Here is a 16,039-nt window from a genome sequence, read left to right on the forward strand (position 1 = left end):
ACCGCCGATCGCTATTACTCAACGAGGTTAGTCATGCGCATTACACAAGGAACGTTCTCTTTCCTGCCCGACCTGACCGACGAGGAAATCGGCTTGCAGATCGATTACGCGCTGCGCCAGGGCTGGGCGTGTTCGGTCGAATTCACCGACGACCCGCATCCGCGCAATACGTATTGGGAAATGTGGGGCCTGCCGATGTTCGACCTGCACGATGCGGCCGGCGTCCTGCAGGAAGTCCGGGCATGCCGCGCAGCGCGGCCGCAGCACTACATCAAGGTCAACGCATTCGACTCGGTGCGCACCTTCGAGACGATGCGGCTGTCGTTTATCGTGAACCGGCCAGATGCGGAGCCGGGCTTCCGTCTCACGCGACAGGACGCGCAAGGGCGTGTACAGCGCTACAGCCTGTCGAGTTATGCGAGCGAGCGCCCGGCGGGCGAGCGCTACGAGCCGGTGCGCTGACGCGCAACGCGGCAGACCGCAGCGAGGAGGAATCATGAGAGACGACGCTGTCGTAGCGGAGCCGATCGTACCGACGAGTGCAATGACGAATGCAGCGGTAAATGAAGCGACAAAGACCGCGGCCCCGATGCCGCAGGTCGACCTCGCGGCGCTTTATCGCGATTCCGGCATCGGCGACGTGCTGGCCGAACTCGATCGCGACCTGATCGGACTCGCGCCGGTCAAGACACGCATTCGCGAAGTGGCCGCCCATCTGCTTGTCGAGCGCGCCCGCGATTCGCTGGGCCTCGCCGGCGGCGCGCCGACGCTGCACATGTGCTTCTCGGGCAACCCCGGCACCGGCAAAACGACCGTCGCGCTGCGCATGGCCGAGGTGCTGCACCGGCTTGGCTATATCCGCCGCAATCATCTCGTGTCGGTGACGCGCGACGATCTGGTCGGACAATACATCGGTCATACGGCGCCGAAAACGCGCGACGTGTTGAAGCGTGCGATGGGCGGCGTGCTATTCATCGACGAAGCGTACTACCTGTATCGCCCGGAAAACGAGCGCGATTACGGGCAGGAAGCGATCGAAATCCTGCTGCAGACCATGGAGAACCAGCGCGACGATCTGGTGGTGATTCTGGCCGGCTACGCGTCGCGAATGGACGTGTTCTTCGAGAGCAATCCCGGTTTTCGTTCGCGCATCGCGCATCACATCACCTTTCCCGACTACGCTGAAACGGAACTGCTCGACATCGCCGAGAAAATGCTCGGCACGCTGCACTACCGCTTCGACGCGACTGCGCGGCATGCGTTTGCCGAGTACCTGGCGCGGCGTATCCGTCAGCCGAATTTCGCCAATGCGCGCTCGGTGCGCAACGCGCTCGATCGAGCGCGGCTGCGTCAGGCGAATCGTTTGTTCGTGGCTGCGTTGCGCGGTGCCGCACCGATCGATGCCGCCGCGCTCACGCTGATCGACGCCGCCGACGTGCGTGCGAGCCGCGTGTTCGACGAGCCACCGCCCGGCGGCCCGGCATCGTGCTTGCATGCGGCGCCCGCAATCTGAATCAATTCACCTTGAGGAGACACGCCATGCAGGACGGACGCACGACACTCTCGAAGTTCCTGATCGACACACTCGACCGTCAGCCGTCGCCCGAGGGTTGCGCGGAAACAGCAGGGCTATCCGCGTTACTGATCGACGTAGCGGCCGCAATCAAGTCGATTTCCGCGATGCTGACTAAGGGCTCCCTGGGCGGCCATTACGGGTCGGCACAAACCGTCAATACGCATGGCGAGGAGCAGAAGAAGCTCGACGTCGCGACCAACGAAATCTTCGTGCAGCAATGCGAGTGGGACGGCCTGCTCGCGGCGATGGTGTCCGAGGAAATGGCGGACGTGTACGCGATTCCGCCGGGCTATCCGCGCGGCGACTATCTGCTCGCGTTCGACCCGCTCGACGGTTCGTCGAATATCGACATCAATGGCGTGGTGGGTTCGATTTTCTCGGTGATGCGCGTAAGCGGCGCCGCCCGCGATACGACGGCTGAGGTACGGGAAGCGAATTTTCTGCGGCCGGGCAGTGAGCAGGTCGCGGCCGGCTACGCGGTGTATGGACCGTCGACGATGCTCGTGCTGTCGGTCGGCAACGGCACGCATGGCTTCACGCTGGAGCGCGACATCGGCAACTTCGTGCTCACGCATTCGAACATCTGCATTCCCGAGGACACGGTCGAGTTCGCGATCAATGCGTCGAACGAACGCTTCTGGGAGCCGCCCGTGCGCCGTTACGTTCAGGAATGCAAGGACGGCCGTAGCGGTTGTCGCGCGCGCGACTTCAATATGCGCTGGATCGCGTCGATGGTCGCCGAAGTGCATCGCATCCTGATGCGCGGCGGCGTGTTCATGTATCCGCGCGATTCGAAAACTCCGGCGATGGAAGGGCGCCTGCGCCTTCTGTACGAAGCGAACCCGATGAGCTTTCTGGTCGAACAGGCGGGCGGCCTGTCGATCACCGGGCGCGAGCGCATTCTCGATGTACGTCCGCATGCGTTGCATGGGCGGGTGCCGGTGATTCTCGGCTCGAAGAACGAAGTCGAGCGCATCGCGCGCTATCACGGCGAATACGATCGTGGCGAGGACAAGCCGTTCTCGTCGCCGCTGTTCAGCCCGCGCTCGCTGTTCCTGCCGGATTTCGCCGCGTAAGGGTGAACCAATACGCAGATAACGACGGACACGACCCGGGAGACAGCGCATGTCAGTCAAACATCCGATCATCGCGGTGACGGGCTCTAGCGGCGCGGGCACCACCACCGTGATGAAAAGCTTCACGCATATTTTCAGGCGCGAGCACATCAACGCGCAGATCGTCGAAGGCGATGCGTTTCATCGCTACGACCGCAACGGCATGCGCGCGGCGATGAAGGAGCACGAACGCGAAGGCGCGCCGAATTTCAGCCACTTCGGACCGGAGGCGAATCTGCTCGATGAACTCGAAACGCTGTTCACGCGTTACGCCGAAAGCGGCACCGGTCAATTGCGGCACTACGTACACGACGCCGCCGAGTCGCAGCACTACAAGCAGGACGGCGGCACCTTCACACCGTGGGAAGAGGTCGCGCCCGGCACCGACCTGATGTTCTACGAAGGACTGCATGGCGCGGCCGTGACCGACAAGGTGGACATTGCGCAGCATGCGGATCTGCTGATCGGCGTGGTGCCGATCATCAATCTCGAATGGATTCAGAAGCTGCACCGCGATCAGAACATGCGCGGCTATTCGCACGAAGCGGTGGTCGACACGATTCTGCGGCGCATGCCCGACTACGTGAACTACATCTGCCCGCAGTTCTCGCGCACGCACGTGAATTTCCAGCGGGTGCCGACCGTAGACACGTCCAATCCGTTCACCGCCCGCGAGATTCCGCAGCCCGACGAGAGTTTCGTCGTGATCCGTTTCGCACGGCCGAAGGGTATCGACTTCCAGTATCTGCTGACGATGCTGCACGACTCGTTCATGTCGCGCCCGAATGTGATCGTCGTGCCGGGCGGCAAGATGGGGCTCGCGATGCAGCTGATTTTCACGCCGATGATTCTTCAACTGATCGACCGGCGTTCGCGCGCGTAATTCGCGGATAGCGCGGCAAATGTCTTGTCAACGCGCGCCGTGTTCGACGCACACGCCGCGCCTCCAGACATGTCGATCGGCACACGCTTGCGTTAGTGGACGCCGCGTGGGCGGTCCTGCAACGCCGCTATCAACGCTACGGCCGCGACCGGATCGACGGGCGCTGCACGCCGAAACAGATTTTCATTTCGAGGAGTCAGTCATGGCCTTCATCACCCTGCGGCAGTTGCTGGACCACGCAGCCGAACACGACTACGGCGTGCCGGCGTTCAACGTCAACAACATGGAGCAGATTCACGCGATCATGCAGGCCGCCGAAGCGACCGGCAGCCCCGTGATCCTTCAGGCGTCGGCGGGCGCGCGCAAGTATGCGGGTGAGCCGTATCTGCGTCATCTGGTGCTGGCTGCGCTCGAAGCGCATCCCGACATTCCGCTCGTGCTGCATCAGGATCACGGCGCGAGTCCCGCCGTCTGTCAGCAGGCGATTCGGTCGGGTTTCACGTCCGTGATGATGGACGGGTCATTGCTGCCGGATCAGAAAACGCCTGCCGCCTACGACTACAACGTCGACGTGAGCCGCCGCGTGGTCGAGGCCGCGCATGCGGTGGGCGTGTCGGTCGAGGGCGAACTCGGTTGTCTGGGCTCGCTCGAAACGGGCACGGCCGGCGACGAGGACGGTGTCGGCGCGCAGGGCAAGCTCGCGCGCGACGATCTGCTCACGGACCCTGACGAAGCGCTGCGCTTCGTCGATGCGACCGGCGTCGATGCACTCGCCATCGCGATCGGCACATCGCACGGCGCGTATAAGTTCAGCCGTGAGCCGACCGGCGACATTCTGGCAATCGACCGCATCGTCGATATCCATCGACGGGTGCCGAATGCGCATCTTGTGATGCACGGTTCGTCGTCGGTGCCGCAGGAATGGCTCGCGGTGATCCGCGAATACGGCGGCGAGATTCCGACCACCTACGGCGTGCCGGTCGATGAAATCCGCCGAGGTATTGCACACGGCGTGCGCAAGGTCAATATCGACACGGACATCCGGCTCGCGATGAGCGGCGCGATGCGCAAGTCGCTGGCGAACGCGCGCTCCGAGTTCGATCCGCGCGCTGCGTTGAAAGCCGCGACGGCCGCCGCGAGCACGATCTGCGTCGAGCGTTTCGAGGCGTTCGGCTGCGCGGGCCAGGCGGCCCGCATCAAGCCGCTGCCGCTCGACGCGATGGCGCACCGCTACCACTGAGCCGCCACGAAGGAGAACGTGATGCGCGAATTTCTGATTGCGCCGTCGCTGCTGTCGGCGGATTTCGCCCGTCTCGCCGACGAAGTCCGCGACGTGAGCGCGGCCGGCGCCGACTGGCTGCACTTCGACGTGATGGATCACCACTACGTGCCTAACCTCACGGTCGGCCCGCTGGTGTGCTCGGCGATCCGGCCGTATTCGACGATGCCGTTCGACGTGCATCTGATGACGATGCCGGTCGATCCGCTGGTCGCAGCATTCGCCGAGGCCGGGGCGAATTCGGTCAGCTTTCATCCTGAGGCGTCGCTGCATGTGCATCGTACGATCGAGTTGATCCGCTCGCACGGTTTGCGCGCCGGGCTCGCACTGAATCCTTCGACGCCGCTCGCGGTGCTCGATCACGTCATCGAGATGCTCGACCTGGTCGTGCTGATGTCGGTCAATCCGGGCTTCGGCGGTCAGGCCTTCATCGGTCAAACGCTGGACAAGCTGCGACTGTTGCGCGGGCGGGTCGATACGACGATGCAGCGCACCGGCCGGACGCTGCTGATCGAAGTCGATGGAGGCGTGAATGCGGCGAATATCGCGCGGATCGCCGAAGCGGGCGCCGATGTATTCGTCGCGGGTTCGGCGGTGTTCGGCGCGGCCGATCGCAAGCAGGCGGTCGCGAGGCTGCGCGCGGAACTGGACACCGTCGTCGAAATCGAAGGCGCGGCGCTCGGCTGACGACGCGCCGCGTGCGAGCCCGTCGACCCGCGTCAGCGCTTTTTCAGCGTCTCGCCGGGCGCGCACCAGGCAGACAGGTTTTCTTCGGGCCGATCGAGTGCGCAGCCCCAATCGAGCGGCTGATCCTGATCGAAGCGCTTGCCGAGCCGCCACGCGATTTCCGCGCGCGCAAGTTGCACGCCCATATAAAAAGCGTGCGCGCCGTCGGCGTCGAGATTGAGTTGCGGAAAGAGCGCGAACGGATCGTCCGCGCGCCGGTGACCGTCGCGGTTGTAGACGTGGATGCCGTCCGTGCTGATCTGCACGCGGAAATTCGGATCGCGCACGCCGCGCGCAAATTCGTCGATTTCATCGGGACTGTACGGAAACGGGCGCTTCGCGTGGACCGTTGCGAGATCGTCGCTGATGCCTTTGGGTAGCATCTGGGCTTCGCGCGCAGCATGCATCACGCGACGCGCGACGTCGGCCTCGCGCAGCGCGCGCCGTGCATGCAGGCTCATCGACGTGGTCAGCACCGCTGCAATCCGCAACTCGGCGGCCATGCCCAGCAGCACCGCGTTGATACCGCTGGTGTCGGCCTCGGTCAACTCGGTGACGTTGCCGATTCCCATCATGATCGCCAGATCGGGATAGCGCTCGCGCAAACGCACATAGCGCGCGATCGACGCTGCCAGCCCGAATGGGATCGGATCGAGAATCGGATCGGCGAGAAACGTGCGGCCGCGCGCAGCGAGCTGTTCGATCGCGGTGTCGAGCGAAGCGGGGTCGGCCGGCTCGCGTGCGACGACGATCGGCGTGGACGGCACTTCGTCCGCGATCCATAGCGTGTCGAGGCTCAGGCTCATCAGATAGTCGGCGCCCGCGCGGCCGCCCCGCACAAGTTCGTCGCTGCGCATCGAATCGACGCTCACCCGATAACCTTCGGCCTTCAGCCGCCGCACCGCGTCTTCGAGATGCGGAAACGGCGTTTCCGGCAGACAGCCGAGGTCGATTACATCGGCGCCCTGCGCGGCGTAATCGCGCGCCCGTTGCGCGATGCCGTCGAGATCGAGCCTTGGCGCATCGACAATCTCAGCGAAAATCTCCGTCTCGTAGCGGCTCAGATCGAACGGCTTCGCCTTGCGTCCGAAATATTGCGGTAGATCCTTCACCTCATCGGGACCGCGTTCGAACGGCACGCCGTAGTGCGCGGAAAGCTGTTCGAGTTCGCCGCGGCAACGGCCCGGCACGATCACGCGTTGCGCGTTCAACGGCGCCGGCACGCGGCGCAGGATCATCTCGGCTGTCATCAACGCGGCTACCTGCAGGCCGATTTCGCGAACTTCCCAGCTGAATGGCGTCGGCGCCATGCCGTCGAGCACGCGCAGGAGGCTCGGTTCGGCGAGCCGCCCGGTCAGGAAGAGGATGTGGTCCATGCAAGATCGAGTGCCGACAGACGTTGATCGAGCGCCGCCCTGAGTTCGTCGAGCGAGCGCACGAGCGTCGTATATTCGAAGCGCGACAGGCGTTCTACGTTGTCGAGTTCGATCGACCGTGGACGCAGTTCGACCCATTCTTTGGGGCTCGCCGTGATCACGGTCGGCTCGGTGTCGCATGCAAAGACGATGCCCGGAATGCACTGCTTGCCGGCTTGCGCGTACATGTTGGTCGGCAGCGTGTCGGAGATGCCGAATGCGCATTTGGCGACCGTATTGCTGGTCGCGGGCGCGATCACGACGGTGTGATAGATGCCGTTATAGAGCATGCCGACCGGCACGCCGCTCGCGCTGTTATCGCGCAGTACGCGGAATTTATCGCGCAGACGCTCGATCGGCCAACCGTACAGCGGCAACACCTCTTCGGCAGCCGCCGACAGAAACAGGTCGACGCGCGGCAATTGCAGCGCGAGCGCAATCGATTCTTCGAGCTGATGACCGGAACCGGTCACACACCACGCAAAGCGCGCGTCTTCCCTGAAATCAGAGAGATCGCGCGTGGGCATGGGTGCGTTCTCGCAAGCCGGTTCATCACTGGACTTGTTGCTGGACGGGGCGCTCATGCGTCGAGATCGAGCGGCATTCCGTCGGACGGCGAGCCTTCGTGCGATAGCCGGATATGCAGCCGGCGCATTTTCCTGTACAGCGTATTGCGGCTAATGCCGAGCGCCTTCGCGACATTGCTGACATTCCAGCGATGCTCGTCGAGCAGCGACAGCACCGTTTCGCGCTCGTTCAGCTGGATCGCATTGAGCGCCGAAATGTCGGCGTCGTCGGCGAGATGCGCGTCCATGTCGGCGGTGGCGAGGCCGAGCGCGGTCGGCATGTCGAGCGCCGACGCGCGCTGTGTGATTTCGGGCGGCAGGTCTTCGCAGCGGATCGGCTGACCGTCCGACAACGCGATCGCCATTTGCAGAACGTGCCGTAGCTGCCGGATGTTGCCCGGCCACGCGTACGTCAGCAACGCATGTTCCGCCTGCGGTGTCAGTTCGGGCGGATCGTCGGTTTCGTTCGCGAGCAGATGATGGATGAGCGGCAGCTTGTCGAGCCGGTCGCGTAGTGCAGGAAGGTTCAGTTCGACCCCTTTGAGCCGGTAATACAGATCCTCGCGGAATTGCCCGCTCTGCACCAGTTCGAGCAGATTTCGATGGCTCGCGCTGATCAGCTGGAAGTCGACCTTGACGGTCGTTTCGGCGCCGAGCGGCGTGACCTCCTGTTCTTCGATCACGCGCAACAGACGCGCCTGCAAAACCAGCGGCATGTCGCCGATTTCGTCGAGAAACAGTGTGCCGCCGTTGGCCTGCACGATCTTGCCGCGCCGGCCTTCGCGTTGCGCGCCGGTAAAAGCACCGGCGCGATAGCCGAACAGTTCGCTCTCGATCAGATTCTCAGGCAGTGACGCGCAGTTGACCGGCACGAAAGGTCCGCCCCGATGCGGGCTGATGCTGTGCAGCGCCTGCGCGAATACTTCCTTGCCGGTGCCGGTCTGGCCCCGGAGCACGACTGGAATCTTGCGCTGGATCACGCGTGCGCCGAGCTGGATTTGCGAGGCCATACGCGGATCGCCGAATTCGAGGTGCGCGATCTCGTCGAGCTTCGGCGCGGGTGGACGTTTTTCGGGCGCGCTGCTGCGCATCACGCGGCCGCTGCTGTTCTGCGGCGTCTGCGCGACCAGAAAGAAGCGGTTCGTCGCGTTGGCGCTATACACCGTGACCGGATGGAACGAGCCGCGAATGCTGCGCGCGATCATGTCCTCGAGCGTCGCGTTGAATGCTTCGTCGATGCGGCGACCGCGCAATTCGCTGAGCGAGCGGAAACCCAACTGAAACAGCGCGCTGCGATTGGCGGCAAGCACCGTGCTGTCGTCGGCGACCGCGAGCTTGCCACCGTGCAGCGTGCCGACGAATTCCGGGCGGCTGTGGAAGTGGATCATGTTTGCGTTGCGATAACGCGCATCCAGCAGCCGGTTCTCGATCATCTGCCGCGACATGCCGACGAGTACCAGCGAATGCTGTTGCAGCAGCTTCGAGCGGCTGGTGACGTCGAGCACGCCGGCTATTTCGCCACTGTCGTCGAAGATCGGCGCGGCGGAGCAGGTAAGCGACGTATAGCGCGGATAGAAGTGCTCGTGCTGACAGACGGCAATGCAGTCGCGCTCGGCGAGGCATGTGCCCATGCCGTTAGTGCCGGCTTCGCGTTCGCTCCAGACTGCGCCTACTCGAAAGCCGTCGTCGGCGACGGCCTCGGCAAATGGCACCGACGACACCTGATGCACGATCGCGCCGCCTGCATCGACCAGCACGACCGCGAGTTCGGGATCGGCCAGTTGCTGGTAGAGCGTCGTCATCTCCAGCTTCGAACAGGCGATCAGGTCGCCAAGCGCTTCGCGTCGCGCGTTTAGTTCGTACTGCGTGAGGACAGGAGGAACGACGAAGCGGGATGGATCGAGCTGAAATTCGTTAATACAGCGCGTCCAGGATTGGGCGACGGGTGCGCTCGTCGGGCGCGTGGTCAATTGATGATTGACCACGTTGAACACCTCTCGGACATGCGTATTGCTGTCAGCGATCAACGACATGGGGTTTGTCTCCGTTGCCGCATTTCGGGCTTCTTACAGGAAGCCACGCATGCTGCTTTATCAATCCTGTATTCCCCAGGCGCTGCGAATATATTCGCAATTCGTATGTTCGCATCGCCCACGCGACCGGCCTCTCTCAGGCGGCTGTTTAAAATTTCATTAAAACTTTACGCCCGATGTCGGTTTGGTTCAACAGGAAGTCGCATTATCGCGACCCACTGTGCCCGATATTTGCTTTTGCTAATGAGCTGTTTCGTTAGCGAACCTGATTGAACCAGCCTGTTGCAGGATTGGCACACTGTGTGCCGTGAAAAGGTGCGCAGTTTCATCGCAGTCGGTCAATTCGGAAAAACAGTATTAACCCTTAAATCATTTTTAGTCCGGGCCGCGGCGCGGCGGAGAACCCACACCATGGATCGTATCGATACCGTCCGCCTTGCGGCCTTTTCTCGCAGCCACGCCGACCCCGGCGCGCTGCCCGGGTGCATGGACATCGTCTTCATCGAAAATTTCACGGGCCAGACCATCATCGGTATCGACGCGAGCGAACTGGATGTACCGCAGCCGGTTCGCCTGAATCTCGCGATCGGCGTGCCGTCGATCCGTGCGTGCACGACCGACCAGATTGCCGACACGATCAATTACGCTGCGGTGCGGGAAGCCGTGCTCGCGCTGTTCGCAACGCACCGCGTACAGTTGCTCGAAGCGCTCGCCGAAACGGTCGCGCGATTGCTGATCGACGATTTCGGTGCGCACTGGGTCCGCGTTTCGCTCGCGAAGCCCGCAAAATTCGACGACGTGGATGCCGTTGGCGTGCAGATCGAACGGCGTCGCGACGACCTTGGCGCGAGCCATACCGGTGTTGTCAGCTATGCGTCGTTAGGAAAAGGGCTGGTGCCGAACTGAACGACGCTGAACGAAGCACGACGCGACGCCGCACACATTTCCGGCGTTGCGTCGCGGCATGCATTTTCACGTGCACGTATTGACGTAACTCGGAAATAGCTCGGAAGTACATAGGAAGTCCATCCGATCTGCATCCGCACGTATCGACTACTTACTTCGCAGCGGTCGGCGTTTTTTGCGGACCGAGACCGCAGGCCTGGTAAGCGGTAGTTTGCAGCGCGCGGAATTTCTTCGTCTGCGCCTTTGCATGATCGACGCGGAATTCATTGCCGCCCTCGCCGCCGAGCGTCGCGTATTTGGAAAAGGTCGACTGTGCGACGAAATCGTCGTAGGGGAGTGCCGCAGCCATCTTGTCGATCACGCACGAGCACTTGTAGACGTTGGCGAAATCGTGGCCGTTGTCGTCCATGCAGGTCAGCACGTACTCCACGCGGCCCTGGGTAGGATAGTTATAGCCGCCGGCCGGAGCGGGCGCGCTGGGCGCATCGCCTTCCGCCCATGCGAGCGGGGCTGCCAGCGCGAAGCAGGCGATTACGAACAGCGGGCGACATCTGGTGGTCATCTCATGCCTCTGCTGGAGCATTGAACCTGCGTCACGAACGTTGCGCGCTGACTTTGCGGTGACGGTGCGCACAAACAGCGAAAACGGTTTACCGGAAACAGAGGACGCGGCCGCGCAAGCGAAGCCACATCCTCCGCTTGCGTGTCGTCAATTCGGTGCGAACGGGTGCGCGACCGTGCCTTTCTTCGCGACCACTTCCGCGGCGTTCGGTTCGCCGTTTACCGCACGTTTTATCGCTTCACGGGTTGCCTGATAGTTGAACTGCTGGATCTTCTTGTCGTCATCCGCCTGCCAGTGGATGAACACGCCGACGCACAGGAACAGATCGTCGGCTTCGTCCTGCGGAATCGTGCCGTCCTCGACGCTGTCGGCGACCGCGAGGGCCACTGCGTGCTGAGCGGGGCCGAACATCTGCACAGCCTGCTTCGCACCCTTGATCGTCACCTTGTTGAACAGGATCGTGTTCGGCTTGGTGAGCAGATTGGGCGCAACCACGGCGAGCAGCGACGTAAAGCCATCCTTGTTGTTCGTGAGCGCATTGCAGAACGCGGTTTCCGCGGCAGAACCTCGCGGTCCGATCAGCAAGTCGATGTGCGCGACCTCGTTGCCGTCGCCGACAAGCGACTCTCCGATCATGACGCGGTTGATCTTGGCCATTCTGTTCCTCCGATGAGTGGTTACGGACCTGCTGATTGGCTGCCGGTGCATGTGTCCCGAACCTGCATTGCACAGCGACGTACCGGATGCACGGCGGTACTAACTAACATGTTCCGTGCCAGTGCGTTATGCACGTCGATGCGATTCGTCGTTGCCGGCGCGCTCGATGCAGCCCGCGACGAACAGCGTCGCTACCGCGAGATCCGCGCTGGTGCCGGGGTTGATCGCGCGGCGCTTGAGATCGGCATCCCACGCGTCGAGCTGCGCCGTTGCGAGCGCGCTTCCCGCCCGATGCGGTGCGTCGCGCCAGCGCGCTTCGTGCTCGCGTGCCGCAAGCGTGACACTCTGCGCCAGCGCTTCGCCGTGCTTGCGCACAATGTGTGAGTCGGGCCAGCGGGCGAGTACCGCGAGAAAAACACTGAGCATCGCGGCTTCGGCAGCGTGACGGACATCGGGTTCATGCCGCGCCCGTTCCGTGAGATAGGCCGTGAGTCCCGTTTCGAAGATATCGGCGAAACCGTTTGCATACTGACGGGCGATGCTGTCGCGCTCGCTCGCAAGCCGCATCGCGTCGCGCAGACCGACGCTCGGCGCGGCCTGCACCGGCTGTTCGGGAGCGTCGCCGAGGCCGCCGGGGTTCGCGAGCGCGATCGCGCGATACGCGAGCCGCGCATCGTCGAGGTCGAGGGCCGCGAGTACGTGCTCCGCCGACGCCCGCCACGTTGGCACCGACAGCGGGGCGACGCAGTGTTCGAGCGCGGCGGCGAGCGGCGCGACGAGCAGCACGATGCCCAGATTCGTATTGCAGCCGACCGTGTCGCGTGTGCGGCTGACCGCATCGAGAATGCGTTGTCCGACCGGCGCTCCGGGTACGAACAGCGCATCCGCCGAGGCCTCGGCGCTGGCGAGAAACTGCTCCGCGCGCATCCCGTGACCGGGGCTTTGCATGCTGACATTGCCCGGTTTCGGCGTGACGACGTCGAGCGTGCAGGCGTCCACGAAAGCCGCGCGAACGACAGCGGATGGAAGTGCCGCGCTGTCACGCACGACGCGCACTCACGGCGGCGAGCGGCGCTGTGCCGACGCTCGCCGTGTCGTCGGCAGGGCAGGAGGCCTGACAGGGTTGCGAGTCAAAAGAGGCGCGGGAGGCGAGTTTGCGCACGAGCAGATCGTCGACGAGCGCCGCCGCGATATCCAGCGATGTGACCGATTGCAGGCCACGCCACGCGGCCACGCCGTTCACTTCGAGCACGAACGGGCGGGCGGGGTCGTCGGGATTGGGAATCAGGTCGACACCCGCGTAGTCGAGACCGAGCGCGGCGGCTGCCCGTACGGCGATTTGCGCGAGAGGCGCCGCGAATTCGTCGGGACCGTCGAGCGCAACGGGCTCGCACACCGCGCCCTGCGCGAAGTTATGAATCCAGCCTTTGCCGCCGACGCGCCGCATCGCCGCGACCGCGCGATCGCCGATCACCAGCACGCGCCAGTCGAATCCCGGTCGCCCGCCCGCCACATAACGCTGCAGATAAGCCACCTGCTGATAACGCGTGAGCGCCGGTAACGCTGAGAGTCCGCCACGGCGCGCGCCGAGTCGTCTGAGCCCCTGTCCCTGCGAGCCGAATAGCGGCTTGAGCACGACCTGACGGCCGGCCGCCGCCTCGCGCATCAATACGCGTTGTGCGAACGCGGTCGATTCGGCGGCCCACGTAGCCGGCGTCGGCACGCCCGCGCGGTGCAGCAGGAAGCTCGTCATCGATTTGTCGACGCTGCGCTCGATCGCACGCGCGTCGTTGTAGACCGGCACGCCGGATTCGCGCAGCGCATGCAGAATGCCCAGACGCAGCGTCACCTGCTCGAAGGTGCCGCCCGCGATGCCGCGCACGAACACGGCATCCGGCAGCGTGCGTCCGAAGCCGGGCACAACGAGTCCGTGCGGTTGCCATGTCGTATCGATGCGGCAATCCGCGAGATCGACGCAGCGCGCGTCGACACCGCGTGCGCGAAACGCTTTTTTCAGGCGGCCCGTGTGCCAGCCGGTTTCGTCGGTCATGATCGCGATGCGCGTGCCCGCCGGCGTATGTGTCATGGCGCGATGGGCCGGCCGCCCCATTGAGCCTGCAACAGCGCGCCGTCGAGCTGGCCGCCGTGATAGGTCGCGCCGCTTTCGAGGCTGCTGACCCACACTTCGGCGGGCGCGAAGAGTGCCGGGTCGATCTGGTAGAAGTCGTAGTTGAACGCCGTGAAGATATCGGCGAACGGCCGTCCGTAGTCGCGCGAATTCGACGCCGGCAATTCGATGGCAAGGCGTCGTGCGACTTCGTCGCTCCTGACGCTCAGGTGAACGCGCCCGCCGTACAGAATCGCGTCGTTGGTGCGGCCCATCGCCTGAATGCCGTCGGGAGCGGGCGGCGGCAGCGGCGCGGACCCCGAACCTTCGACCACTTCGTCGAGCGGCACGCCAAGCACATGGGTCTTGTGCAGCGCAACTTCAACGACACGCGCCACCACCTGTACCGTTCCCGCGACAGACTGTGTCGGCGTGACGATCAGCGTGAGGCCGTCGGGCGCGAGGCCGCAATCGTGCAGCACCTTGTCGATGACGACCTGCGGCGGCAAGCGGTCCACTTCGAGCACCAGCACGCCGCGCTTGTGACGGTCGCGATAGCCGAGTTCGGCGAACAGGGGTTCCTTGAGCGCGAGCGCGCGCGCCGGTCCGGAGCCGAGAGAAAAAAACTTCTTGCCGCCTGTCTGCTCCTTCGTCGCGGCGAGGCTCCAGCCCGCGTATTGACTGCCGAGGCAGGCCAGCACCGGCGACGACGTACGCACATCGATCATCGTCGGCCACAGCGGTGTCGCGTCCAGATTAGAACGCACCGCGACGTGGCCGAGTCCGCCCATGCAGATGCGCGCGATTAGCACGCCCGCGTCGATGCTGCCGCGAGCGGCCACACCCGCGTCGGCGATCACGGTGCCCGCTGCTGTCGTCGTGAGTGCGACGCCGAGGCGCGCCGCGTCCCCGGTCAGTCGATCGACGAGTCGCTCGCTGAGCGCGTTGACGCTGGGCGCGGCGGAGGATGCGGGGAGATCAGACGTGAGATCGGAGGCAGACATGATGGAATTCTTCGCAGGTTTCGATTCGTTGCAGAACCAGCGCGCGCTGCGCGTCGAGTGCTCGCCGCACGGCGTCGACAGTGGCCGCGCGCACGAGCAGCGTGCAGACCGGTTGTCCCGCTTCGATGCGGGTGCCGGGCATCGGTATGTCGCAACAGCGCGGATCGCGCAGACAGGCATGGCTGAACGCGTCCGACACGGTGAACGGCCGCGTCGCGAACAGCACGTGCTGTCCGGCTCGCCAGCGTGGATGGCGGCCGAGCGCGACGCTGGCGAACGGCGGCGGGCGGCCGAAGCGGCAGGCGTCGAGGTGGCACGCGAGCAGCCCGCGCGGCCACGCATCGGGCGACACGGTTTCGTAGAGCCCCATCGTCGATGAAGGGCGGGGGTTGATTTCGAGCACGGCCAAGCCGTCGCCGTCGAGCAGAAAGTCGCAGCTGTTCAGCCCGCTCAGTCCGGTGCGCGCGCATAGCGCGTCGAGCGCGTCCTGCACACGCGCAACGACAGGCGCCGGCAGATCGATCGGACCGATCGATCCGGCGTGCACGAACGGCAGCTCGCCGATTGTGACCGTCAACTGCTCGGCAAAGCCAATCAGGTGCGCGCGGCCTTGCGCGCTCACGAACAGCGTCGACAGCGACCGGCCGCTCGCGAGCCGCTGAAAATAGCCGTGAGCCGACGTGCTCTGCGCGCCGGGCGCCGTCAGCCAGCGGATGTGCGTGCCGCCGCAGCCGTCCGCGCGCTTGTACAGCCAGCCTTGCGTCGACGCCGGCCGCTCGAACGACACCGTCGGGTGCGCAATGCGCAATTCGTCGAGCAGCGCAAAAAAACGCGCCGGCTCGCGCACCGCTGCGCTCGCTTCGGCGCAGTTGCCGATGAAGCGCGGCAAACCCGGCGTGGCGTGCAGTTGCGCGAGCAGCGGCTCGAGTCCGCCGCCGCCGATCCAGCCAATGAAGCGCGGCAGCCGCGCGACGCGAGTCAGTGCGAGTGCGAGCCGCTCGGGATCGATGGCGAGCGGGTTGTCGTCGAGCGTGCCGATATGGCTCCATACATCGACGACCTCACGCGTATCGCAATCGCCGAACAGATCGAACGCGGCAACCCGCAGCCCGGCGCGCGCCGCCGACTGCGCCAGCTGGCGCGCGGACAGCCCGGCGACCGCGACAAAAGGCGCGTGGGCGGACGGTTGGAGAAGGGAGGTTTGCACGGC

The 16,039-nt window shown here is 64.4% G+C and carries 16 protein-coding genes; 7 read left to right on the forward strand and 9 right to left on the reverse strand.

Annotated features, from left to right (window positions below; genetic code table 11):
• Window positions 1-33: 33 nt before the first annotated feature.
• The 6 genes from BLS41_RS29850 to rpe all read left to right on the forward strand — a co-directional run bounded on the left by BLS41_RS29850 (window position 34) and on the right by rpe (window position 5,540).
• Entirely contained in the window at window positions 34-462 is a 429-nt protein-coding gene (locus BLS41_RS29850; RefSeq protein WP_074771326.1) for a ribulose bisphosphate carboxylase small subunit, read from the forward strand.
• Between the two features lie 82 nt (window positions 463-544).
• Entirely contained in the window at window positions 545-1,513 is a 969-nt protein-coding gene (cbbX, locus tag BLS41_RS29855) for a CbbX protein (RefSeq protein WP_074771327.1), read from the forward strand.
• Window positions 1,514-1,539: 26 nt separating this feature from the next.
• On the forward strand, window positions 1,540-2,652 hold the full coding sequence (locus BLS41_RS29860) for a class 1 fructose-bisphosphatase (protein ID WP_074771328.1): 1,113 nt from the start codon (window positions 1,540-1,542) through the stop codon (window positions 2,650-2,652).
• A 49-nt stretch (window positions 2,653-2,701) separates the two neighbouring features.
• Window positions 2,702-3,574 (forward strand): phosphoribulokinase, encoded by an 873-nt coding sequence (locus BLS41_RS29865; RefSeq protein ID WP_074771329.1) that lies wholly within the window; start codon window positions 2,702-2,704, stop codon window positions 3,572-3,574.
• 202 nt (window positions 3,575-3,776) lie between these two features.
• Complete coding sequence (gene fba / locus BLS41_RS29870) at window positions 3,777-4,814, forward strand: class II fructose-bisphosphate aldolase (RefSeq protein WP_074771330.1); 1,038 nt, start codon at window positions 3,777-3,779, stop codon at window positions 4,812-4,814.
• A 21-nt stretch (window positions 4,815-4,835) separates the two neighbouring features.
• Window positions 4,836-5,540, forward strand: coding sequence for a ribulose-phosphate 3-epimerase (rpe, locus tag BLS41_RS29875; protein ID WP_074771331.1), 705 nt, complete (start codon window positions 4,836-4,838; stop codon window positions 5,538-5,540).
• Window positions 5,541-5,572: 32 nt separating this feature from the next.
• Here rpe and BLS41_RS29880 read toward each other — a convergent pair whose 3' ends face one another.
• Genes BLS41_RS29880 through BLS41_RS29890 form a run of 3 tightly spaced genes read right to left on the reverse strand, consistent with a single transcriptional unit; the run spans window position 5,573 to window position 9,593 of the window.
• A complete protein-coding gene (locus BLS41_RS29880) occupies window positions 5,573-6,955 on the reverse strand; it encodes a DUF6513 domain-containing protein (protein ID WP_074771332.1) in 1,383 nt (460 codons plus the stop codon).
• On the reverse strand, window positions 6,934-7,521 hold the full coding sequence (locus BLS41_RS29885; protein WP_171910387.1) for a flavoprotein: 588 nt from the start codon (window positions 7,519-7,521) through the stop codon (window positions 6,934-6,936). Before BLS41_RS29885 ends, BLS41_RS29880 begins: the two co-directional genes overlap by 22 nt.
• Before the next feature lie 53 nt (window positions 7,522-7,574).
• Window positions 7,575-9,593: a sigma-54-dependent Fis family transcriptional regulator gene (locus BLS41_RS29890; protein ID WP_074771334.1), complete on the reverse strand. Its 2,019-nt coding sequence runs from the start codon at window positions 9,591-9,593 to the stop codon at window positions 7,575-7,577.
• A 411-nt stretch (window positions 9,594-10,004) separates the two neighbouring features.
• Here BLS41_RS29890 and BLS41_RS29895 point away from each other — a divergent pair, with 411 nt between their 5' ends.
• The gene (locus tag BLS41_RS29895; protein ID WP_074771335.1) at window positions 10,005-10,499 is read left to right on the forward strand and encodes a dihydroneopterin aldolase; all 495 of its coding nucleotides are present in this window, start codon (window positions 10,005-10,007) and stop codon (window positions 10,497-10,499) included.
• Window positions 10,500-10,650: 151 nt separating this feature from the next.
• On the opposite strand, the gene BLS41_RS29900 is transcribed toward BLS41_RS29895, so the two are convergent.
• From BLS41_RS29900 to BLS41_RS29925, 6 genes are all read right to left on the reverse strand, one after another.
• A complete protein-coding gene (locus BLS41_RS29900) occupies window positions 10,651-11,061 on the reverse strand; it encodes a hypothetical protein (protein ID WP_074771336.1) in 411 nt (136 codons plus the stop codon).
• 147 nt (window positions 11,062-11,208) lie between these two features.
• Window positions 11,209-11,718, reverse strand: a complete 510-nt coding sequence (gene fae, locus BLS41_RS29905; protein WP_074771337.1) for a formaldehyde-activating enzyme — start codon at window positions 11,716-11,718, stop codon at window positions 11,209-11,211.
• A 126-nt stretch (window positions 11,719-11,844) separates the two neighbouring features.
• On the reverse strand, window positions 11,845-12,765 hold the full coding sequence (locus tag BLS41_RS29910; protein ID WP_074773077.1) for a triphosphoribosyl-dephospho-CoA synthase: 921 nt from the start codon (window positions 12,763-12,765) through the stop codon (window positions 11,845-11,847).
• Window positions 12,758-13,804: an ATP-grasp domain-containing protein gene (locus BLS41_RS29915; protein ID WP_083380155.1), complete on the reverse strand. Its 1,047-nt coding sequence runs from the start codon at window positions 13,802-13,804 to the stop codon at window positions 12,758-12,760. The genes BLS41_RS29910 and BLS41_RS29915 overlap by 8 nt, the downstream gene beginning before the upstream one ends.
• Window positions 13,801-14,829 (reverse strand): methenyltetrahydromethanopterin cyclohydrolase, encoded by a 1,029-nt coding sequence (mch, locus tag BLS41_RS29920; RefSeq protein ID WP_074771338.1) that lies wholly within the window; start codon window positions 14,827-14,829, stop codon window positions 13,801-13,803. Before mch ends, BLS41_RS29915 begins: the two co-directional genes overlap by 4 nt.
• Window positions 14,804-16,036, reverse strand: coding sequence for an ATP-grasp domain-containing protein (locus BLS41_RS29925; protein ID WP_074771339.1), 1,233 nt, complete (start codon window positions 16,034-16,036; stop codon window positions 14,804-14,806). Before BLS41_RS29925 ends, mch begins: the two co-directional genes overlap by 26 nt.
• Between the last annotated feature and the right edge of the window lie 3 nt (window positions 16,037-16,039).

Origin of the sequence: Paraburkholderia fungorum (assembly GCF_900099835.1) — a bacterium.
In the GTDB taxonomy this organism is placed as follows: domain Bacteria; phylum Pseudomonadota; class Gammaproteobacteria; order Burkholderiales; family Burkholderiaceae; genus Paraburkholderia; species Paraburkholderia fungorum_A.